This window comes from Frateuria sp. (genome assembly GCF_035944355.1).
In the GTDB taxonomy this organism is placed as follows: Bacteria; Pseudomonadota; Gammaproteobacteria; order Xanthomonadales; family Rhodanobacteraceae; genus Frateuria_A.
Window position 1 is genome coordinate 1 of record NZ_DASZBH010000002.1, and the last position, 20,785, is coordinate 20,785.

At 69.5% G+C, this 20,785-nt stretch carries 19 protein-coding genes; 17 read left to right on the forward strand and 2 right to left on the reverse strand.

The window, feature by feature from the left end:
* The 3 genes from VGU03_RS00680 to VGU03_RS00690 form a co-directional block, all read left to right on the forward strand.
* Positions 1–601: UDP binding domain-containing protein (locus VGU03_RS00680; RefSeq protein WP_327477778.1), on the forward strand; the 601-nt coding region annotated here is incomplete at its 5' end.
* A 7-nt stretch (positions 602–608) separates the two neighbouring features.
* The gene (locus VGU03_RS00685; protein WP_327477779.1) at positions 609–836 is read left to right on the forward strand and encodes a SlyX family protein; all 228 of its coding nucleotides are present in this window, start codon (positions 609–611) and stop codon (positions 834–836) included.
* A 60-nt stretch (positions 837–896) separates the two neighbouring features.
* A complete protein-coding gene (locus VGU03_RS00690; protein ID WP_327477781.1) occupies positions 897–1,454 on the forward strand; it encodes a DUF2058 domain-containing protein in 558 nt (185 codons plus the stop codon).
* 73 nt (positions 1,455–1,527) lie between these two features.
* Here the strand turns inward: VGU03_RS00690 and VGU03_RS00695 are convergent, their stop codons facing one another.
* Positions 1,528–3,585, reverse strand: a complete 2,058-nt coding sequence (locus tag VGU03_RS00695; protein WP_327477783.1) for a 3-hydroxyacyl-CoA dehydrogenase NAD-binding domain-containing protein — start codon at positions 3,583–3,585, stop codon at positions 1,528–1,530.
* A 151-nt stretch (positions 3,586–3,736) separates the two neighbouring features.
* Between VGU03_RS00695 and VGU03_RS00700 the strand changes: the two genes are divergently transcribed.
* From VGU03_RS00700 to recO, 11 genes are all read left to right on the forward strand, one after another.
* The gene (locus tag VGU03_RS00700; RefSeq protein ID WP_327477784.1) at positions 3,737–4,234 is read left to right on the forward strand and encodes a hypothetical protein; all 498 of its coding nucleotides are present in this window, start codon (positions 3,737–3,739) and stop codon (positions 4,232–4,234) included.
* Positions 4,235–4,244: 10 nt separating this feature from the next.
* Positions 4,245–6,785: a putative bifunctional diguanylate cyclase/phosphodiesterase gene (locus tag VGU03_RS00705; RefSeq protein ID WP_327477785.1), complete on the forward strand. Its 2,541-nt coding sequence runs from the start codon at positions 4,245–4,247 to the stop codon at positions 6,783–6,785.
* Between the two features lie 146 nt (positions 6,786–6,931).
* Positions 6,932–7,528, forward strand: coding sequence for an RNA polymerase sigma factor RpoE (gene rpoE, locus VGU03_RS00710; RefSeq protein ID WP_327477786.1), 597 nt, complete (start codon positions 6,932–6,934; stop codon positions 7,526–7,528).
* Positions 7,525–8,175, forward strand: a complete 651-nt coding sequence (locus tag VGU03_RS00715) for a sigma-E factor negative regulatory protein (RefSeq protein WP_327477787.1) — start codon at positions 7,525–7,527, stop codon at positions 8,173–8,175. The genes rpoE and VGU03_RS00715 overlap by 4 nt, the downstream gene beginning before the upstream one ends.
* 111 nt (positions 8,176–8,286) lie before the next feature.
* Positions 8,287–9,777, forward strand: coding sequence for a DegQ family serine endoprotease (locus tag VGU03_RS00720; protein WP_327477788.1), 1,491 nt, complete (start codon positions 8,287–8,289; stop codon positions 9,775–9,777).
* Positions 9,778–9,971: 194 nt separating this feature from the next.
* Complete coding sequence (gene lepA / locus VGU03_RS00725) at positions 9,972–11,762, forward strand: translation elongation factor 4 (protein ID WP_327477789.1); 1,791 nt, start codon at positions 9,972–9,974, stop codon at positions 11,760–11,762.
* A 105-nt stretch (positions 11,763–11,867) separates the two neighbouring features.
* Entirely contained in the window at positions 11,868–12,785 is a 918-nt protein-coding gene (gene lepB, locus VGU03_RS00730) for a signal peptidase I (protein ID WP_327477791.1), read from the forward strand.
* A 109-nt stretch (positions 12,786–12,894) separates the two neighbouring features.
* Positions 12,895–13,275, forward strand: coding sequence for a DUF4845 domain-containing protein (locus VGU03_RS00735; protein WP_327477793.1), 381 nt, complete (start codon positions 12,895–12,897; stop codon positions 13,273–13,275).
* A gap of 6 nt (positions 13,276–13,281) precedes the next feature.
* Positions 13,282–13,941, forward strand: coding sequence for a ribonuclease III (gene rnc / locus VGU03_RS00740; protein WP_327477794.1), 660 nt, complete (start codon positions 13,282–13,284; stop codon positions 13,939–13,941).
* A 77-nt stretch (positions 13,942–14,018) separates the two neighbouring features.
* Entirely contained in the window at positions 14,019–14,945 is a 927-nt protein-coding gene (gene era, locus VGU03_RS00745) for a GTPase Era (RefSeq protein WP_327477795.1), read from the forward strand.
* Positions 14,946–15,068: 123 nt separating this feature from the next.
* Positions 15,069–15,779: a DNA repair protein RecO gene (recO, locus tag VGU03_RS00750; protein ID WP_327477796.1), complete on the forward strand. Its 711-nt coding sequence runs from the start codon at positions 15,069–15,071 to the stop codon at positions 15,777–15,779.
* An 11-nt stretch (positions 15,780–15,790) separates the two neighbouring features.
* On the opposite strand, the gene VGU03_RS00755 is transcribed toward recO, so the two are convergent.
* A complete protein-coding gene (locus VGU03_RS00755) occupies positions 15,791–16,531 on the reverse strand; it encodes a response regulator (RefSeq protein WP_327477797.1) in 741 nt (246 codons plus the stop codon).
* A 45-nt stretch (positions 16,532–16,576) separates the two neighbouring features.
* On the opposite strand from VGU03_RS00755, the gene VGU03_RS00760 reads away from it, so the two are divergent.
* From VGU03_RS00760 to rlmD, 3 genes are all read left to right on the forward strand, one after another.
* Positions 16,577–18,598: a hypothetical protein gene (locus VGU03_RS00760; protein ID WP_327477798.1), complete on the forward strand. Its 2,022-nt coding sequence runs from the start codon at positions 16,577–16,579 to the stop codon at positions 18,596–18,598.
* A 16-nt stretch (positions 18,599–18,614) separates the two neighbouring features.
* Positions 18,615–19,223, forward strand: coding sequence for a YdbL family protein (locus tag VGU03_RS00765; protein WP_327477799.1), 609 nt, complete (start codon positions 18,615–18,617; stop codon positions 19,221–19,223).
* A gap of 74 nt (positions 19,224–19,297) precedes the next feature.
* Positions 19,298–20,611, forward strand: coding sequence for a 23S rRNA (uracil(1939)-C(5))-methyltransferase RlmD (gene rlmD / locus VGU03_RS00770; protein WP_327477801.1), 1,314 nt, complete (start codon positions 19,298–19,300; stop codon positions 20,609–20,611).
* Positions 20,612–20,785 lie beyond the last annotated feature (174 nt).

The following is a 20,785-nucleotide window of genomic DNA, read 5'->3' on the forward strand; positions in this document are numbered from 1 at the left end:
GCGCATCGGCTACCACTTCATCTATCCCGGTGCCGGCTACGGCGGCTCGTGCTTTCCCAAGGACGTGCAGGCGCTGGAGCGCACCGCGCGCACGGTGGACTACCCGGCCCGGCTGCTGGGCGCGGTGGAGGCGGTCAACCACGCGCAGAAGGGCAAGCTGTTCGAGCTGATCGAGCGGCACTACGGCGGGCAGCTGCAGGGCAAGACGGTCGCCCTGTGGGGCCTGGCGTTCAAGCCCAACACCGACGACATGCGCGAGGCGTCCAGCCGGCGGCTGATGGAGCAGCTGTGGGCGGCGGGCGCCCGGGTGCGCGCGTTCGATCCGGAGGCGCGCAACGAAACCCGCCGCATCTACGGCGAGCGGGCGGACCTCACCCTGTGCGAGGACGCCTACGAAGCCCTGGAAGGAGCCGACGTGCTGGCGATCGTGACCGAGTGGAAGGCGTTCCGTGCGCCGGACCTGGCGCGCATCCGCAGCACGCTGAAGGAACCGGCGGTGTTCGACGGGCGCAACCTGTACGACCCGGCGCAGGTGGAGGAGGCGGGACTGGCCTACTACGGGATCGGGCGCGGGCGCTCGCTGAGGACGGCTCGTGTCTGATCTGCCCATGCCCGACTTGTCCATGTCCGAATTGAACCGCCGCCTGGAGGAACTGGAGGTTCGCCTCACCTTCCTCGACGACACGGTGAGCGCGCTGGCCGCGGCCGACGCCGAACAGGCGATGCGGCTGGTTGCGCTCGAGCGCGTGTTGCACGATCTTCGCGCCGAACTGGCTTCGTTGCGCACGGCGCAGGGCAGCGACCCGCACAGCGAGCCGCCGCCGCCGCATTATTGATGTTCTCGTTGCCGGCCGCTCGCGTGCCGGCTGTCAATGCAATCGACCGGAAGATCGATCATGGCCGACTCCCTCCGTGATCAGCTGCTCAAGAGCGGCATCGTCAAGCAGGTGCGCGAGGAACAGCGTCCCAAGCCCCCGCAGCCGTTCCGCGGCGCCCGTCCGCCGCAAGGCAAGGCCAGGCCACACGCGTCGCCAGCGCGCCGGGACAGCAGCGAAATGGATCTGGCCAAGGCCTACGCGATCCGCGCGCAGGCCGAGGCCAGCGAGCGCAAGCGCGCCGAGCAGGAGGCCGCCGAACTGGCGCGCATCAAGCGCGAGCGCAAGGCGAAGATCCAGAAGCTGCTCGAAGGCCAGGCACTCAACAAGGCCGAGGCCGACCAGGTGCGGCATTTCGAGTACGGCGGCAAGATCCGCCGGGTCCACGTCGATGCCGAGCAACTGGCGGCGCTGAACGAGGGCAGGTTGGGCATCGTGCAGCAGAACGGCCGCTACCTGGTGGTCGGCCAGGCGATCGCCGAGCAGGTGCGAGCCATCGATGCGCACCTGCTTGCGTTGCTGGTCGATCCGCAGGCCGCGGCCGATGACGACGGCGTGCCGGACGATCTGATGTGGTGATGCGCGATTAGCCCGACCCGAGGCTTGTGAGGGGCGGCAGGGCAAGGCCTCGCAGCCCGCGGGCTTCCCGCGATCAGGCGGCCGGCGACGCGAGCGCCGGCGAATCCCAACCCTGCTTGGGCAGGAAGCGTTCCCCGTGGCGCTGCGCCAGCTGCTCGAGGCGGGCCCGCACGACGCTGGCGCCCTCGCTGCGGATGTATTGGATGGGGCCGCCACGGAACGGCGCGAAGCCGGTGCCGAAGATCACCCCCGCGTCGAGCAGGTCGGCGTCGTCCACCACGCCGTCGGCCAGACAGGCGACCGCCTCGTTGACCATCGGCAGGATCATGCGGTCCTGGATGTCCGGCGGCGTAGCGTAGTCCGGGTCCACCTCAGGCTTCACCGGCTTGCCGTCCTGCCACACGTACAGGCCCTGGCCGTCCTTCTTGCCGCGCTTGCCGGCTTCGAGCTTGTCCTCGATGCCGGGCGGCAACTCCAGCCCCAGGAAAGGCGCCAGTTCCTTGCCCACCGAGGCGCACACGTCCAGGCCGACGGTGTCGGCCAGTTCGATCGGTCCCATCGGCATGCCGAATTTTTTCGCCTCGCGGTCGAGCACCGGGCCGGGCACGCCTTCGCTGTACAGGCGCAAGGCCTCCAGCAGATAGGGCATCAGGATGCGGTTGACCAGGAAGCCTGGCGTGCCCTTGACCGCCACCGGCACCTTGCCCAGCGCCTTGCAGAAAGCCAGCGCGCGCTTCTCGATCGCAGGGTCCAACCGGTCATGGCGCACCACTTCCACCAGCGGCATCTGCGCCACCGGGTTGAAGAAGTGCAGGCCGAGGAAGCGCTGCGGCGCCGCCAGGCCCTGGCGCAGCTCGTCCAGCGGGATGCTGGAGGTGTTGCTGGCGAGGATCTCCTGCGCCTTGAACTGCGGCTCGATCGTCGCGTACAGCTCGCGCTTGGCCTGCGCGTTCTCGTAGATCGCCTCGATCGCGAGGTCCGCCGTGGCGGCTCCCGCGCCCTCGACGTCCGCGCGCAGGCGGGCCATCGCCGCATCGACCTTGTCCGGGCTCTTGAGCTTTTTCGCGTAGAAGCCGCGGGCGCGGTCCAGCGCGGGCTGGATGAACTTCATCTCGCGGTCCTGCAGGGTTACCTCGTAACCCTTGTAGGCCGCCCAGGCAGCGATGTCGCCGCCCATCACGCCCGCGCCCACCACGTGTACGCGGCGGATGCCGGAATCGACGCCGCCGCCGGCGCCTTTCAGGCGCTCCTGCAGCAGGAACACGCGGATCAGATTGCGCGCGGTGGACGTCTGCGCCAGCTTGGCCACCGAACGCGCTTCCAGCTTGAGCCGTTGCTGCATGCTCGGGCCGCCGCGCTGCCACACGTCGATCAGCGCGAACGGGGCGGGGTAGTGTTCCTTGCGCACCTTCGCGGCGGTCTGCTTGGCGACCATCGGCGCCAGAATCTGGCGCACCGGCCACCAATTGGTGGCCCACGCCTTGGCCCTCCGCGCCACCGGGCGGACGTGCGGCCGGCGCAGCAGGGCGCGCGCCTCGGCCAGCAGCTCGGCCGGCGGCGCCAGGCGGTCGACCACGCCCAGCGCCAGCGCGCGCCGGGCCGACAGCGCCTTGCCAGTGAGCATCACCGTCAAGGCGTCGGTGGCGCCGATCAGCCGGGGCAGACGGGCGGTGCCGCCCCAGCCCGGGTGGATGCCCAGCATCACCTCGGGCAGGCCGATCCGGGTGTTTTCGTCGTCCGCCGCGATGCGCTGGCGGCAGGCCAGGATCAGTTCCGTGCCGCCGCCCATGCAGGCGCCATGCACGGCGGCGACGGTCGGGCAGGGCAGCCGGGCCAGCGACTCGAACACCTGCTGGCCGTGGCGGATGTTCTCCAGCACGCTGTCCTGCCCGGCGTAGCGCACGAATTCCTTGATGTCGGCGCCGACGGCGAAACCCGAGGGCTTGCCCGAATGGATGACCACCCCGGCCGGCTTTTCGATCCCCAGCCGCTCGACGATCTGTTCCAGCTCGTCCAGTACCGCCCGGGACAGGGCGTTGGCGCTGCTGTCGGCGCGGTCGAGCGTAAGGGTGACGATGCCGCCGTCGTCTACGCCCGTCTTCCAGTGATTGAAGCGCAATCCTTCGAACATTGGCTTTAACGAATCCAGCCGGTGGGTTCCGCACCATACCGCTGCGTGCGGATGAATGCGAGTTGATCACCGGGCACCGCCCGCCGGGCATTTTTCCGAACGGTGACGTGGCGCTATTGCGCTTCGCCCGGGACTGCGTAACGTACGCCCGATGAACCCCCTGCTGGCCTCCGCCCCGCCACCGCCCGGCATCGAGATCTTCGAGCGCATCCTGGCCGCACCGGCCGGATTGGTCCTGCTCGAGGGCTGCGACAGCCAGGCGCTGATCGAGCAGTTCCGGGCGATCGTGCGGCGCAGCGGGCAGGCCGTGTACCTGTGGCAGCCGGACCTTGGTCTGGGCAACCTGGTCGATGCCCATGCGCGCGTGCCGGGCAGCCAGCGTCTGGGCGCGGCCTTGCGCTACATGCGGCAGAGCATGCATTTCGGCGTTTACCTCCTGATGGGGCTGGAGCCACCGCTGTCGGCGATGGACAGCACCCTGCTTCGCCAGTTGGCCAAGCCGCCGGCGGGGCACGTGCGCCGGGTCGTGCTGCTGGATGCCTCGCCCGCGCTGGTCGACCACCTGGGCGACATGGCCTTCGCGCTGAAGGGTCAGCCGGACGCGCCGCTGCGGCCGCGCCTGCGCGACGGCCGCTGGCTTGTCGCCTGACGAGGCCCGCGTGAGCGCCGGCATCCTGGTGGTCGCCGCCCAGCGGGACTTGCGCCGGAACGTCTTCGACGCCCTGGATGGCGCCGGCCATCCCAGCATCCATACCGCACGCGGCGTGCCGCACGCCGAGTTGCTGCTCGATGGAAGGCCGCCGCTGGCGCTGGTGGTGGTGGCCTTCGACGGCGACGCCATCGAGGCGCGAACCTGCTGCGAGCAATTGCGGCGCATCCCGGCCTGCGCCGAGGCGCCGATCATCGCGGTTCTGGCCGACGGCGCGACGATCAAGCCGGCGGAACTGCCCGACGGGATCGCCGACTGGCTGTGCGCCTCGCAAGTCGAGTTGGAGCTGGTCGTCCGCTGGCGTCGTGCGCGGCCGCCGGCCTCGTTGCCGTCGCCAGCGGGGCCGGACCAGTACCGCTTCGCGTTCGAGGAGGACGCGAGCGAGTGGCTGATCGTCGACCCGCAGACGGAGCGGGTGCTGGAGACCAGTTCCGCCGTAGCGCGGCACAGCCACACGCAGATCGAGCAACTGGTCGGCCGCGGCCTGCGCGAATTGCTGGCTTTCGAGGGCATCGCCGCCGAACACGTGCTGCAGCAGGCCGATCGGCGCTGGTACGCCTGCCAGCGGCGCTCCAGCCGCGGCGCCGATACCGGCCAGGCCAGTGCACGCAGGATCCGCTACGGCGGCGGTGAAGCCATCGCGCTGATGTTCCGCAGCGACCGCGCCGACGTCCGCGCGGAGGCGGCGCTCAGCCTGCTTTCGCGCATGTTCGCCTCGGCCAGCGGCATCGACACGCAGAAGGTCGCCGCGCGCCTGCTGGTCGACGAACTGGGGCTGGACTACCTGGCGTTGTGGTCGGCGCGGCCGGAGGAGGGGGCCTCCTCGCCCCAGCTGCTGATCCAGCTGTGGCGTGGCGACGACCAGCCCTGGCCGTCGCCCGCCCAGCAGGGTGCGTTGCGCCAGGTGCTGGACGGCAAGGCGGTGCTGCATCCGGTTGATGCGCGCCGGTTGATCGCGGACGATCCGCTGGTGGAACTGCTGGGCGTATCCGGCTTCGCCGGGCTGCCGCTGTTCGACGAGCGGCGCGCCGTGCTGGGTGCCTTGCTGGTCGGCAGCCGCACGCCGTTCGGCGACGTGAGCCTGGTCGAACCGGTACTGCGCTGCGCGGCGGCACGCTTCGCCCATGCGCTGGAGCTGCGCCAGACCCGCGAGCAGGGCCGCGCCGAAGGCCTCATCGACGCGCTTACCGGCTTGCCCAACCGGCTCCTGTTCGCCGACCGCCTGGACACGATCATCCGCGAGGCGCACCGCACCGGCGAGACCTTCGCGGTGCTGTTCGTCGACCTGGACCGCTTCAAGGACATCAACGACACGCTCGGCCACGCCGCCGGCGACCAGGTGCTCAAGACGGTCACCCATCGCCTGTGTTCCAGCGTGCGCGCTTCCGACACGGTGGCGCGCTATGCCGGTGACGAGTTCATCGTGGTACTGCGCCACATCATCAAGAACGACGACGTGCTGCGCGTAGCCGAGAAGATCGTGCAGGTGATGGAGGCGCCGCTCAAGCTCAGCGACGAGGAAGAGCCGCTCAAGGTCACCGCATCGATCGGCGTGAGCTTCTTCCCCGACGACGCCAGCGACGCCGAAACCCTGCTCAAGCACGCAGACGAGGCGATGTACGCGGCCAAGCGGCAGGGTCGCAACAACTTCCACATCTACGAGATCAGCCCCGAGCAGGCGCAGCAGCACGACGTGCTGCTCAAGACCCGCCTGCGCCATGCCGAGGGCAATGGGGAACTGCGCGTGTTCTACCAGCCGCAGGTCGATGCCGAGAGCGAGGACATCGTCGGCATGGAAGCGCTGGTGCGCTGGGAGCATCCGGAACTCGGGCCGATCAGCCCGGGCGTGTTCATCCCGCTGGCGGAGGAGACCGGCCTGATCGTCTCGCTCGGCGCCTGGGTGCTGCGCACCGCTTGCCGCCAGGCGTGCGAATGGGAGGACAAGTACGGCCTCGGCCTGCGCCTGGGCGTGAATCTTTCGGCCGTGCAGCTGATGGAGCCGGACCTCTTGGAGACGGTGTCCGCCGCGCTGGAGGAAACCGGCCTGGATCCGCGCCTGCTGGAGCTGGAGGTCACCGAGAGCATCAGCATCAAGGCGGTGCCCAACCTGGTGGAGAACCTGCACGGCCTGCACCGCCTGGGCTGCCGCATCGCCATCGACGACTTCGGCACCGGCGCCGCTTCGCTGGACTACCTGCGCAAGCTGCCGGCCGACCGCATCAAGATCGACCAGAGCTTCGTGCGCAACATCGGCATCGACCCGGACGACGAGGCGATCGTGCGCGCCACCATCGAGATGGCCCACCGCCTCAAGCGCGGCGTGGTGGCCGAGGGCGTGGAGATCGAGCAGCATCTGAAGTTCCTGCGCGCCAACCATTGCGACGAGCTGCAGGGTTATCTGTTCTGCCGCCCGTTGCCGCACGCCAGCTTCGAGCGCCTGCTGGCCGAGCGCCAGCGCCTGCTGGTCGAGCCCCAGGCCATCGTGGCTTGAGCCGGACGCCTGCCGGCCCCATGACGGTTCGGCCCGGCCGGCCGTGACACCTGCGTGAACTTGCACCGCCACGGCTTGTCTGTAGGCGGCGCGTTACCATCCGGCTGGCGCCACGAGCGATCACGATCTTAAGGAGAACGGCCCGGATGGGCGAAAACGAACTGGATAGCGTGCTGGTCGAGCGTGTCCAAAACGGCGACCGGCGCGCCTTCGACCTGCTGGTGCGCAAGTACCAGCACAAGGTGATCGGCTTGATCTCCCGCTACGTCAACAACTACGCCGAGTGCGAGGACGTGGCGCAGGAGGCGTTCGTGCGCGCCTGGCGCGCGATCGGCTCGTTCCGCGGCGACAGCGCGTTCTATACGTGGATGTACAAGATCGCGGTCAACACGGCGAAGAACCACCTGGTGGCGATGGGCCGGCGGCCGCCGACCGACGACATCGCGGCGGAAGACGCGGTTTTCCTCACCGGCACCGACCGCATGCAGGAGAGCGCCACGCCCGAGCGCGAGCTGCTGCGGCAGGAAATTGAACAAACCGTCTTCGGCACTGTCCAAGCGCTGCCAGAGGAGCTCCGAACCGCCATCACGCTGCGCGAGGTGGATGGACTGAGCTACGAGGAAATCGCCGAGAAGATGGGCTGCCCCATCGGCACGGTGCGTTCGCGGATCTTCCGTGCGCGCGAGGCGATCGATCAGCAACTGCGGCCGCTATTGTCGGACCGCGAGGATCATTCGACATGACGCAAGCCCAACGTGAAGACCTTTCCGCCGGCATCGACGGCGAGCTCGCCCGCGACGAAATGCGCTTCCTGCTTCGTCGGTTCGAGCACGACGGCGAACTGCGGCAGGCATGGACGCGCTATCACCTGGCGCGCGATGGCCTGCGCCGGCAGTTGCCGGCGGTGGCATCGGCGGGCTTCGTGGAACGGGTTGAACGGGCGATCGCGCAGGAGGCGGCAGGCCGCGCCGCGCGCCGTGCACCGCACTGGCTGCGCTGGTCGGCCGGCGGCGCGATCGCTGCGGGCGTCGCGGTAGCTGCGTTGATGATCGCCCGGCCGGTGAGCGACGAGGACCATGTCGCGGCGAGCGTGGCGCAAACCAGCCCGGCCGCCGGAATGGCGCTGCCATCCCAGCCCGCCGCGCCGGCCGCGGTGCCGCCGTGGCTCAGCGCCGACAATGCATCGCGCTACAGCCAGCAGGCTGCAGCCACTTTGGGCGAGAGCTACGGCGAGGCGGCGATGTTGCCGTATGCGCGCAGCCTGTCACCCTACCGCCTGCAATCGGCACGCTCGCTCGACAACCAGAACGGCTACCTGCTGCTGGTCGATCCCCAGCAGGCGGCCGCCGCCGCCCGCTTCCAGCGCCAGGCGGCTGCCGGCGCCCGATGACCCGGTCCGCGTTGCTCCTGCCGCGGCCCATTTCCCTCTAGCTTCCGGCCGGCCCGCCTTGCGGGCCTGGCACGGTCGCGCCCGTATTGCTGCCATGAAGGAGGAATGTCCATGAATCGAATTCCGTTGCGTACCCTGGCCTGCTGCGTGCTCATGGGCCTGGTGGCCACCGGCTGTGCGCAGGCGCAGCCGCCGGACGCACAGGCGAACGCTCCGGCCGCCAGGTCGATGCCGGCGCCGGCCGCAATGGGCGCGAGCCTGCCCGACTTCACCGGCATCGTGCAGAGGAATGCGCCGGCCGTGGTGCACGTGGAGGCCAAGTACAACGGCCAGCGCCGCCAGCCGCGCATGCAGGCAGGCATGCCGGACGATCCGCAACTGGACCTGTTCCGGCGCTTCTTTGGCATGCCCATGATGCCCTCGCCCGAAGAGCAGGAGCACACCTCGCTGGGATCGGGTTTCATCCTCTCCAGCGACGGCTACATCCTGACCAACAACCACGTGGTCGACGGCGCCGATTCGGTCAGCATCCGCCTGCAGGATCGCCGCACGCTCACCGCCAAGGTAGTCGGCACCGACCCGAACTACGACATCGCGCTGCTCAAGGTCGACGCCAAGGGCCTGCCGGCGGTCGCCGTCGGCGACTCGCGTACGCTCAGGCCGGGCCAGTGGGTGCTGGCGATCGGCTCGCCCTTCGGCCTGGACTACACCGTGACCCAGGGCATCGTCAGCGCGATCGGCCGCAACCTGGGTTCCGGCGACCAGCCCTACACCTCTTTCATCCAGACCGACGTGCCGATCAACCGCGGCAACTCCGGCGGCCCGCTGTTCAACCTGCAGGGCCAGGTGGTGGGCATCAACTCGCAGATCTATTCCAATACCGGCGGCTACCTGGGGGTGTCGTTCTCGATTCCGATCGACGTGGCGATGAACGCCGTGCAGCAGATCAAGGAGCACGGCTACGTCACCCGCGGCCAGCTCGGCGTGACCGTGCAGCAATTGACGCCCGACATGGTCAAGGCGTTCGGGCTCGATCGCGGCCAGGGCGCGGCGGTGACCAACGTGCAGGATGGCAGCGGCGCGGCCAAGGCCGGCATCCAGCCAGGCGACGTCATCCTGAACTACAACGGCCAGCCGATCGATTCGGCCGCCGACCTGCCGCCGCTGGTCGGCATGACCAAGCCGGGCACCAAGGTGCCGGTAGAGATCCTGCGCAACGGCAGGAAGCAGACGCTGCAGGTGCCCGTGGGCGAGGCGCCTCACGGCAAGAGCGGATCGAGCGGCAGCGACCAGTCGTCGGCCCAGTCCGGTTCGGCCGCCCTGGGCCTGTCCGTGCGCGAGCTGGATGCTGACACTCGCCAGCAGCTCGGCTTGCCGGCGGGCGAGGGCGTGGTCATCGGCGACGTGACCGGCCCGGTGGCGGCCCGCGCCGGCCTGCAGCCGGGCGACGTGATCCTGCGGGTGAACCAGCAGGCGATCGGCAGCGTGTCCGCGTTCCAGGCGGCCACCCGCGGCCTCAAGGCTGGCGATACCGTGCTGTTGCTGGTGCGGCGCGGTGACCAGACACAATTCGTGGCACTGACGTTGCCGTCGGGGAAGTAGCCGCTGTCTCGCACGTCCGGTCGGCGAGCCTTCCCCCGCGTGGCGGGGGAAGGTTTCCGGGGCAGCCCCGCAGGCAGGCTCGCCCGACGGTCGTCGGGCTGCCATTCCATGCGACAATACCGGGTTCGTATCGCCATCCCGGCGGTCCGCGGCCTGCCAGCGCGCAGCCTGCGAAAGCCTGACCAGCGTATTCCATGGAACTGATCCGCAACTTCTCCATCATCGCGCATATCGATCACGGCAAGTCGACTTTGGCCGACCGCATCATCCAGATCTGCGGAGGCTTGAGCGAACGCGAGATGGAAGCGCAGGTGCTCGACAACAACCCGATCGAGCGCGAGCGCGGCATCACCATCAAGGCGCAGTCGGTGTCGCTGCCGTACAAGGCGCGCGACGGCAAGACCTACCAGCTCAACTTCATCGACACCCCTGGCCACGTGGACTTCTCCTACGAGGTCTCCCGCTCGCTGGCCGCCTGCGAGGGCGCGCTGCTGGTGGTCGATGCCGCCCAGGGCGTGGAGGCCCAATCGGTCGCCAACTGCTACACAGCGGTGGAGCAGGGCCTGGAAGTGGTGCCGGTGCTCAACAAGATCGACCTGCCCACCGCCGACCCGGAGAGGGTCAAGGGCGAGATCGAGGCGGTGATCGGCATCGACGCCGCCGATGCGGTGGCGATCAGCGCCAAGACCGGGCAGAACGTCACCGAGGTGCTCGAGGCGATCGTCGCGCGCATCCCGCCGCCCCAGCCACGCGATACCGACCGCCTGCAGGCGCTGATCATCGACTCGTGGTTCGACAACTATCTGGGCGTGATCTCGCTGGTGCGCGTGATGCAGGGCGAGATCAGGCCCGGTGACAAGCTGCTGGTGATGTCCACCGGCCGCGTGCACGAGGTCGACGACGTCGGCGTGTTCACGCCCAAGCGCAAGAAGCTGGACAAGCTCGGCGCCGGCGAGGTGGGCTGGATCAATGCCTCGATCAAGGACGTGCACGGCGCGCCGGTCGGCGACACGCTGACCTTGGCCGCCAAACCCGCCGAGAAGCCGCTGCCCGGGTTCCAGACCATGCAGCCGCGCGTGTTCGCCGGCCTGTTCCCCGTCTCGGCCGACGACTACCCGGCCATGCGCGAGGCGCTGGACAAGCTGCGCCTGAACGACGCGGCGCTGTTCTTCGAGCCGGAATCCTCCGAGGCGATGGGCTTCGGCTTCCGCTGCGGCTTCCTGGGCATGCTGCACATGGAGATCGTGCAGGAGCGGCTGGAGCGCGAGTACGACCTGAACCTCATCACCACGGCGCCGACGGTCGTCTACGAGGTGCTCAAGACCGACGGTTCGGTGCTGGCGCTGGACAATCCCGCCAAACTGCCGCCGGTGCCGCAGATCGATGAGATCCGCGAGCCGATCATCCTGGCGAACATCCTCACGCCCCCCGACTACATCGGCAACATCATCACCCTGTGCGAGGAAAAGCGCGGCGTGCAGCGCTCCATCCAGTACCTGGCCACGCAGGTGCAGATCAGCTACGAAATGCCGCTGGCCGAGGTGGTGCTGGACTTCTTCGACCGCCTGAAGTCGGTCTCGCGCGGCTACGCCTCGATGGACTACCACCACGAGCGCTTCGAGGCGGGCCCGTTCGTGCGCGTGGACGTGCTGATCAACGGCGACCGCGTGGACGCGCTCAGCCTGATCGTGCACCGCAGCCATGCCGACCGCCGCGGCCGCGAACTGGTCGAACGCATGAAGGACCTGATTCCGCGCCAGCAGTTCGACGTGGCCATCCAGGCCGCCATCGGCGCGCAGATCATCGCCCGCTCCACGGTCAAGGCGCTGCGCAAGAACGTGTTGGCCAAGTGCTACGGCGGCGACGTCAGCCGCAAGAAGAAGCTTCTGGAAAAGCAGAAGGAAGGCAAGAAGCGCATGAAGCAGGTCGGCCGCGTGGAAATTCCGCAGGAGGCCTTCCTTGCCGTGCTGAAAGTGGATAAATAGTGAAGCGGGCAACGGGGAACGGGGAACGGGGAACGATCGGGTCGCACTACGGCTCGCGTTCCCCGTTCCCCGTTCCTTAGTTTCCCGCTCCCATAGGAGCCCCGCATGGAATTCGATTTTTCGGCCATCCTGCTCGCCCTGACCGTGCTGTTCGGCGTGGTGTGGGGACTGGACCGGCTGTTTCTCTACAAGAAGCGCAAGGCGCGCCTGGATGCGGCCGGCGAGGCCTATCGCGACCCGGCGCCGGTGGACTGGGCGCGCTCGCTGTTCCCGGTGGTGTTCGTGGTGCTGGTGCTGCGTTCCTTCGTGGCCGAGCCCTTCCGGATTCCCTCCGGCTCGATGATGCCGACCCTGGACGTGGGCGATTTCATCCTGGTCAACAAGTTCGCCTACGGCCTGCGCATGCCGGCGTTCAACGACAAGTTCCTCAGCCTGGGCGAACCCAAGCGCGGCGACGTCGTGGTGTTCCGCTTCCCGGGCTATCTCTGCCAGGACGACAACGGGAAATGGACGCGCAGCGGCGACATCAGCTGCTCCGATCCGCACGCGCCGGTGCCCAACCAGAACTGGATCAAGCGGGTGATCGGCCTGCCGGGCGACACCATCGAGTCGCACGGAGACCAGTTGCTCATCAACGGCAAGCCCGTCGCCGCCGACCTGATCGGGCCGTTCCAGGGACGCCCCAACGGAGACGAATCGCGGCTGATGCGCGACTACGGCGCCACCGTGTGGACCGAGCACCTGCCGCGCTCCACCGGCGCGGGCAACATCGACCACATGATCGCCCGCATGCCGGCCTATTCGATGCCGTTCTCGATTCCCAACGACAAGGTGCCAGCCAAGGTCCCGGCCGGTTGCTACATCGTGATGGGCGACAACCGCTACAACAGCACCGACAGTCGCTGGTGGGGCTGCCTGCCTGAGCAGAACCTGGCCGGCAAGGCGTTCCTGATCTGGCTGAGCTGGAAGGGCGCCGGCAACGGCTGGATCGACTTCCCCCGCATCGGCAAGATCATCCACTGAGGCAGGACGTGACGGGCGCCGCTTTGGCGCCCATGACGGCCGCCGGCGCGGTGCACGAGAATCACCCACAGAGCGAGGCAAGCCGCCCGGGCGGCATAGCGAGGGGACTATGAAGAGCAAGCAAGCGGGCATCACCCTGATCGGGTTCCTGGTCGTGCTGGCCGTGGTGGCCTTCTTCGGCTACATGGCCATGAAGCTGGTGCCGGCCTACACCGAGTTCATGGGCGTATCCAAGGCGATGAACCAGATCGCCACCAGCGGCACGGAAGGCAAGTCGCTGGACGACATCCGCCGCGACCTGATGTTCAAGATGGGCTTCCAGTACGTGGACGACGCCACCATCCGTCCGCAGGACATCACCATCGACCGCTCCAGTGGCACCAGCGTGCTGCACGTGAGCTACGAGAAGCAGATCCCGTTCGTCTACAACATCGATTTCCTGCTGCACTTCGACAAGAGCGTGCCGCTGCGGGGCAACGTGGCGCTCTGACCGCACGTGAAGCTGGACTACCGTTTCCGCGATCCCGCGCTGGCCGAACTGGCCCTCACGCACCGCAGCGTGGGCCGGCCGAACAACGAGCGGCTGGAGTTCCTCGGCGATGCGCTGCTCGGCGCGGTCGTCGCGGAGATGCTCTACGAGGCGCACCCGCGGGCCAGCGAGGGCGAGCTTTCCAGGCTGCGCGCGCAGCTGGTCAACGGACAGGCGCTGGCGGTGCTGGCGCGCGAGCTGGAACTGGGCGAGCGGCTCAAGCTCGGTCCGGGTGAGCTCAAGAGCGGCGGCTATCGGCGCGATTCGATACTTGCCGACGCCTTCGAGGCGTTGATAGCGGCGGTCTACCTCGATGGCGGCTTCCAGAGCTGCCGCGCCATCGTCCGCTCCCTGTTCACCCAGCGCGTGGCGGACCTGCCCAGGTCGTCCAAGGATGCCAAGACGCGCTTGCAGGAATGGCTGCAGGCACGCGGCCTGCCGCTGCCGCTCTACGAACTGATCGGCAGCCAGGGCGACGACCACGCGAAGATCTTCGACGTCGCCTGCAGCATCGCCGAGCCGTCGCCGCTGCGGGTCCATGCGAGCGGTCCCAGCCGCCGTGCGGCCGAACAGGAAGCCGCCGAGATGGTGCTCGCCTATCTGGACGACTTGCAGCCGCCCGCCTGAACCCTTCATTCCCTGCCGCTGGCGCCGAGGGCCTGGCGGCGCCATGCTCCGTTACCCGCCAGCCAGGCTCCATCCCCATGAATGACCCCATCGAAGCCGGCGATCTGCCGCATCAGGATTTCCGTTGCGGCGCCGTCGCGCTGGTCGGCCGCCCCAACGTAGGCAAGTCGACCCTGCTCAATGCGCTGATCGGTTTTCGCCTGTCCATCGTCAGTCCGCGCCCGCAGACGACCCGCCACCGCATCCTGGGCATCGCCACCGGCGAGGCGGGCCAGGTGATGTACGTGGACACGCCCGGCCTGCACCGCGGCGCCAAGCGCGCCATGAACCGCAGCCTGAACCGCGCCGCACGCACCGCGATGGCCGAAGTGGACCTTGCCGTGCAGCTGATCGAGGCCGGCCGCTGGACCGACGAGGACGAAGCGCTCTACGCGGCGCTCGTCGAGCAGAACGTGCCGCGCCTGCTCGCCATCAACAAGGTCGACCTGGCCAAGGACAAGGGCGCGCTGCTGCCGTTCGTCGCCGAGCTCACCGCCCATCACCAGTTCGAGGACATCCACTACGTCAGCGCGCTCAAGCAGAAGGGGCTGAAGGAGCTGGAGCGGGCGATCCTCGAACGCCTGCCGGTGCGTCCGCCGGTGTTCGGCCCGGACGAGATCACCGACCGCAGCGAGCGCTTCCTCGCCGCGGAAATGGTGCGCGAGCAGCTGATGCTGCGGCTGGACCAGGAGCTGCCCTACGCCACCACGGTCGAGATCGAGCAATTCACGGACCGCGACGACGGCGTGGCCGAAATCCACGCGGTGATCTGGGTCGAGCGCGACGGCCAGAAGGCGATCGTGATCGGGCAGGGCGGCGCGCAGCTGAAGGCCATCGGCAGCGCCGCGCGCCGCCACATGGAGCGGCTGTTCGAGCGCAAGGTCTTCCTCAAGCTCTGGGTGAAGGTGCGCGAGGGCTGGGTGGACGACGAGGCGATGCTGAAGAAGCTGGGGTACACGGATTGAAGCGGGGAATAGGGAACGGGGAACGGGGAACGCGAAGCCTTCCGGCGAGTTGGCTTCGTTGACCGGGTTGGTTGAAGATCAGCCCGTTCCCCGTTCCCCGTTCCCCGTTCCCCGTTCCCCGCCATGCTCCTCTCCCAGCAGCCCGCCTACGTCCTGCATTCGCGGCCTTACCGCGAGACCTCGCTGCTGCTCGAATGCCTGACACGCGACCATGGCCGCCTCGGCGTGGTCGCGCGTGGCGTGCGGCGCGAGCGCGCACGGCTGCAGCGGGCCCAGCTCGAGCCGTTCCAGCCGGTGGCGCTGGACCTGCTGGTGCGGGGCGAGCTGGCGACCCTGCGCGGTGCCGAGCCTGTCGGCGCGCCCCTGCGGCTGGTTGGCGACGCCGGCCTGGCGGGGCTCTACCTCAATGAACTGGTGGTGCGCCTGACCGGCCGCCAGGACCCGCAGCCGGAACTGTTCGAGGCCTATGCGCGCACGCTCGCGCGGCTGGCCGTGCCCGACGCGCTCGCCTGGCAGCTGCGGCGGTTCGAGCGCGACCTGCTCGGCGCCATCGGCTATGCGCTGCAACTGGAATACGAGGCGGACAACGGCGAGCCGCTCGCGCCGGAAGGCTGGTACCGCTACCAGGTCGAACATGGCGCGGTCGCCTGCGCGGCAGGCGCGACGAGGGCGCTGCGCGGCGCCCACCTGCTGGCGCTGGCGGCGGACCGGTGCCCGGACGCCGCCGGCCTGGCGGCGCTGCGCCGCCTGATGCGCGAAGTGATCCGCTTTCACCTGGGCGGCGGCGAGTTGCACGCCTGGCGCGTGCTGGCCGCTGCGATGTCGCGCCGCTAGCGCCAGTTTCTTCAGCGATCGAGCGCCGCCAGGGTCACAGCCAGCGCTCGTCGGAACCGATCTTGCGCGCCCAGGGCGACCGATCCGTCGGCCTCGACCTGGCGCTGCAGGTGCATGGCTTGCGCCGACAAGGCCGGCGCGCCGCAGAATCCGCAGGCCGAGCGCAGGCGATGCAGCCGCTCCACCAGCCGTGCCGGCTCGGTGCAGAGGCGGTCGAGTTCCTGCAGCAGCGCGGCCAGCTCCTCACGCAGCAGGCCGCGCAGGGCCTGCATGGTGCCGGCGTCGCCACTGCTGGCGAGTCCGGCCGCGTCGTCCAGCAGCGGCGCGTGGCGTCCGCTGCTGCGCGCCAGCGCGATCAGCGGACGCAACGCATCCAGCTGGCAGGGCTTGAGCAGTACGTCGCTGAAGCCGGCGGCCAGCAGTTGCCGACGGTCCTCGGGCGAGAGCTCGGCGCTGGTGGCCACCGCCAGCGCGTCGGCCGAGCGGGCCTGGGCGTCGGCGCGCAACGCCACGAGCACCTCGCGCGCTCCGGCGCCCGGCATCCGGCAATCGAGCAGCAGCAGATCGAAGGTTTCGATGGCCGCCTGCGCCAGCGCCAACTGCCCGTCGGCGCATTCGCGCACCTGCGCGCCCAGTGCGCGCAGGCCGTCGCCGAGGAAACGGCGGCTGGCCGCATCGTCGTCGGCCACCAGCACGTAGGGAAGGGGAAGGCGCGCTGCGGGCGCATGGCGCAGGGGAGCGGCGGTGGGCATGACACGATCCATGTCGTTCAGCTGTCTTTGGCAAAATGATGGCACATGCTCCCCTTTGTCCGCCGCCTGCTGCTGTGCATGGGTCTGCTGTTCGCCGCGGCGTGGGTCGTGCCGGCCCGCGCGGACGTCGAGCTGAGCGCCAGGGTGATCGCCGTGCCCGGCGTCGAGCTGCAGCAGGTCAACCTGCACGTCGGCGAGGACGGCAAGGGCGGCTTGTCGCTCAAGCTCCACGCGGGGCGGGCGGACGTCCCGTCGATGGGCTGGCGTCGCGTCGGGCTGGATCTGCAGGGATCGCTCTCGCGCGACATGCAGATGCGCTGGCTGCTGGACGGCACCCTCGCGCTGCGCGGGGCGCCGGGCAACGCCCTGGGCAACGCGGACGTGCGCCTGGTCGTCGATGCCCGCGCCAACACGCTGCAGGCCGACCTCACCCAGGCGAAGGCGCGCGCCAGCGCCTGGATGCCGCTGGACCAGACCAGCCACGCCCAGATCACCCTCAAGAACCTTCCGGCCAACTGGCTGGCCGGGCTGCTGGGCACGGTGTGGTCGGGCCGGCCCACCGGCGGCCGGATCGACGCGGAACTGGCGCTGGACGTGCATGACGACGGCATCCAGTCCTCCGGCGAGTTCGGACTGGCGGGGGTGGGCTTCGATACGCCGGCGGGCACGCTGGCCGGGCAGGGCGTGAGCGGGAGCGGGCGGCTGGGCATCGACACGCAGGGCGGCCCGGCGCGGATGACCCTGGATGCGACGCTGCGCGGCGGCGAGCTGCTGCTCGGTCCGCTCTACGCGAAGCTGCCCGGACACCCGGTCCAGCTGAACGTCGCGGCGACCGCCGCCAGCGGCACGCTGGACATCGGCCGGCTGCGCGTCAACGACCCTGACGCGCTGCAGCTGGACGGCGCGCTGGCCTTCGACGCCAGGGGCAACCTGGCCAAGCTGCGCCTGGAACGCTTCCAGGCGCGTTTCCCGGCCGCCTACGAACGCTACGGCTCGGCCTGGCTGGACACGCTGGGCATGCACGATGTCCGCACGACCGGTGCGCTGAGCGGCAACCTCGACCTGCGCGCCGACGGCCCGCACGGTTTCGCCTTTACCGCCGACCACCTGGGCCTGGCCGCCGCCGACGGCCGCGTGGCGATCGACGACCTCAACGGCGGCCTGGACTGGTCGGCGCAAGCGGATCGCCCGGCCACCGTGCTGGGCTGGCGCGGGCTGCAGCTGTACCGCCTGCCGTTCGGCCCGGCGCAGGCGCAATGGCGCAGCCAGGGCGGCGCGCTTGCCTTGGCCGAGCCGCTGGCGATGGCGCTGTTCGGTGGCGCGGTGCGCGTGGGCGAACTGGACTGGCGGCCGGCTGCCGCCAAGGGCCAGCGGCTGGAGACCTCGCTGGCGGTCACCGGGGTGGACATGGCCGCCTTCAGCAAGGCGATGGGCTGGCCTCAGTTCCCGGGCACGCTGGGTGGCGCGATCCCGTCGCTGCGCTGGGTGGACGACACCGTGGAGCTGACCGGCGGCCTGTCGGTCAACGTGTTCAACGGCTTCGTCGACATCACCCGGCTCGCACTCGCGCAGCCGCTCGGGCCCAGTCCAGTGCTCGCCGCGGACGTCAGCCTGCGCCAGCTGGACCTGGCCGCGATCACCAGCGTGTTCGACTTCGGCAGCATCACCGGGCCGCTGCAGGGCAGCATCGACAACCTGCGCCTGGTCGACTGGAAGCCGGTGGCGTTCGACGCGCGCCTGCTCGCCGACCAGGGCGGGCGGATCAGCCAGCGCGCGGTCAACAACCTCACGTCGGTGGGCGGCGGCGGCATCGCCGCCGGCCTGCAGGGCGCGGTGCTGAAGCTGTTCAAGACCTTCGGCTACAAGCAGATCGGCCTCAACTGCACGCTCACCGGCACGGTGTGTCACATGAGCGGACTGGAAAATACCGGCGACGGTTACACTATCGTCGACGGCAGCGGCCTGCCGCACCTCGACGTCATCGGCCACCAGCACGAGGTCGATTGGCCGACCCTGGTGAACCGACTGAAGGCGGCCACCGAAGGTGGCGGGCCGCAAATTCGCTGACCTACGGGAGTTCCCCATGCGCAAGCTCGCCTGCACCCTGCTCATCGCGATGGCGGCCGCCCTGGTCGGCTGCGTCACGATCAACGTGTATTTCCCCGAGGCCGCCGCGCAGAAAGCCGCCGACCGCTTCATCGGCACCGTGATCGACCAGGGCGCCGCGCCGGCCAAGGACGCCAAGCCCGCGCAGCCGGCGCAGCCGGCGCAGCCGCCCGCGCAGCCTTCGGCCATGCTGCTGGACCTGCTGGTGCCGGCCGCCCAGGCGGCCGAAACGCCGGACATCCGTGTGCAGACGCCTGCGGCCGAGGCGATCCGTGGACGCATGCAGGCGCGCTTCGCCGTCACCCTCAGGGCGCTGCTCGACGCCGGTGCGGTGGGTTTTACCCGCGACGGGCTGGTCGCCGTGCACGATGCCGGCAAGATTCCGCTGAGCCAGCGCGCGCAGGCTTCCGCGGCGGTGGCCGAAGAGAACAACGACCGCAATGCGCTGTACCGCGAGGTCGCGCGAGCCAACGGCCACCCGGAGTGGGAGCCGCGGATCCGCGATACCTTCGCCAAGGGCTGGATCGAGCGCGCGCACGCCGGCTGGTATTATCAGGACGCCTCGGGCGCCTGGAAGCAGAAGTAGCCCACGCCCGTCCTTCCCTTGCCGATGCTGCGCCCGGGTCGCCCGATCCGGGCGCAGGTGTTTTCACGAGTGCCATGAAAGAGTTCGAAGCCACCATTACCGACCTGGCCCATGATGGCCGCGGCGTCACCCGCATCGATGGCAAGACCGTCTTCGTCAGCGGTGCGCTGCTGGGCGAACAGGTCCGCCTAGGGATCCGCAAGCGCCATCGCAACTTCGACGAGGCGCAGACGCTGGAGGTGCTCGAGCGCTCGCCCCACCGCGTCGAGCCGCGTTGCGCCCACTTCGGCCAGTGCGGCGGCTGCTCGCTGCAGCACCTGGACGCGCCGGCGCAGATCCAGGCCAAGCAGCGCGTGCTCTCGGACAATTTCGCGCGCATCGGCAAGGTCGAGCCTACGCGCTGGCTGGAACCGCTCAGCGACGCGCCCTGGGGCTATCGCCGCAAGGGGCGCCTTTCGGTCCGCGCCGTGGCGAAGAAGGGCCGCGTGCTGGTCGGCTTCCGCGAGGAATCCAACCCGCGCTTCGTGGCGGACATCGCCCACTGCGACGTCGTGCATCCGGCGCTCGGGGAAAAGATCGGCCTGCTCGCCGAACTGATCGGCGCCCTGGACGGCGCGAACGACATCCCGCAGATCGAATTCGCCGCGGGCGACGACACCATCGCCCTGGTGGTGCGCCACCTCGCGCCGCTGAGCGAGCGCGACACGCAGGCGCTGGTCGCCTTCGGCCAGGCGCACGGCTTCGCGATCTACCTGCAGCCGGGCGGCGTCAGCAGCGTGCATCCGCTGTGGCCCGAGCAGCCGCGGCTGACGTTCCGGCTGCCGGCGGGCGAGAGCGTGGCCGATGTCGAGCTGGAATTCGAGCCGCTGGATTTCGTGCAGGTCAATGCCGGCATGAACCGGCGCATGCTCGCCCGCACCATGGAGCTGCTCGATCCGCAGCCGACCGACCGCGTGCTCGACCTGTTCTGCGGCCTGGGCAATTTCACCCTGCCGATCGCGCGCCGCGTGGCCGAGGTCGCCGGCGTGGAAGGCGAGCACGGGCTGGTCGAACGCGCTGGGGCCAACGCCGGGCGCAACGGCATCGCCAACGCGCATTTCCACGTCGCCAACCTGTTCGAAGACCAGCGCGGCAGCGCCTGGGCGCGCGCGTCCTGGGACAAGATCCTGCTCGATCCGCCGCGTGCCGGCGCCGAACAGGTGCTGGACTACCTGCCGCGCAAGGGCACCGACCGCATCGTCTACGTGTCCTGCCACCCGGCCTCGCTGGCGCGCGACGCCGGCCTGCTGGTGCACCGCCATGGGTTCAAGCTCGCCGCCGCCGGCGTGATGGACATGTTCCCGCACACCGCACACGTGGAATCCATCGCGCTGTTCGAACGGCGCTGATTGCCCGATCCTTGTTCCATGGAACGCGCCCGACCTGCCGGCGCAAGGGGGCGAAGTGGCGAAGCCGGCGCCGACGGGGCGAGCGCCGTGGACGGCGTGGGTAAGGGCAAGCGGCTGGCTTGCCCCGCCATCGCGCCCAAGAGCGCTCCGTCCGCCCGTCGTCATCTTCCCCGC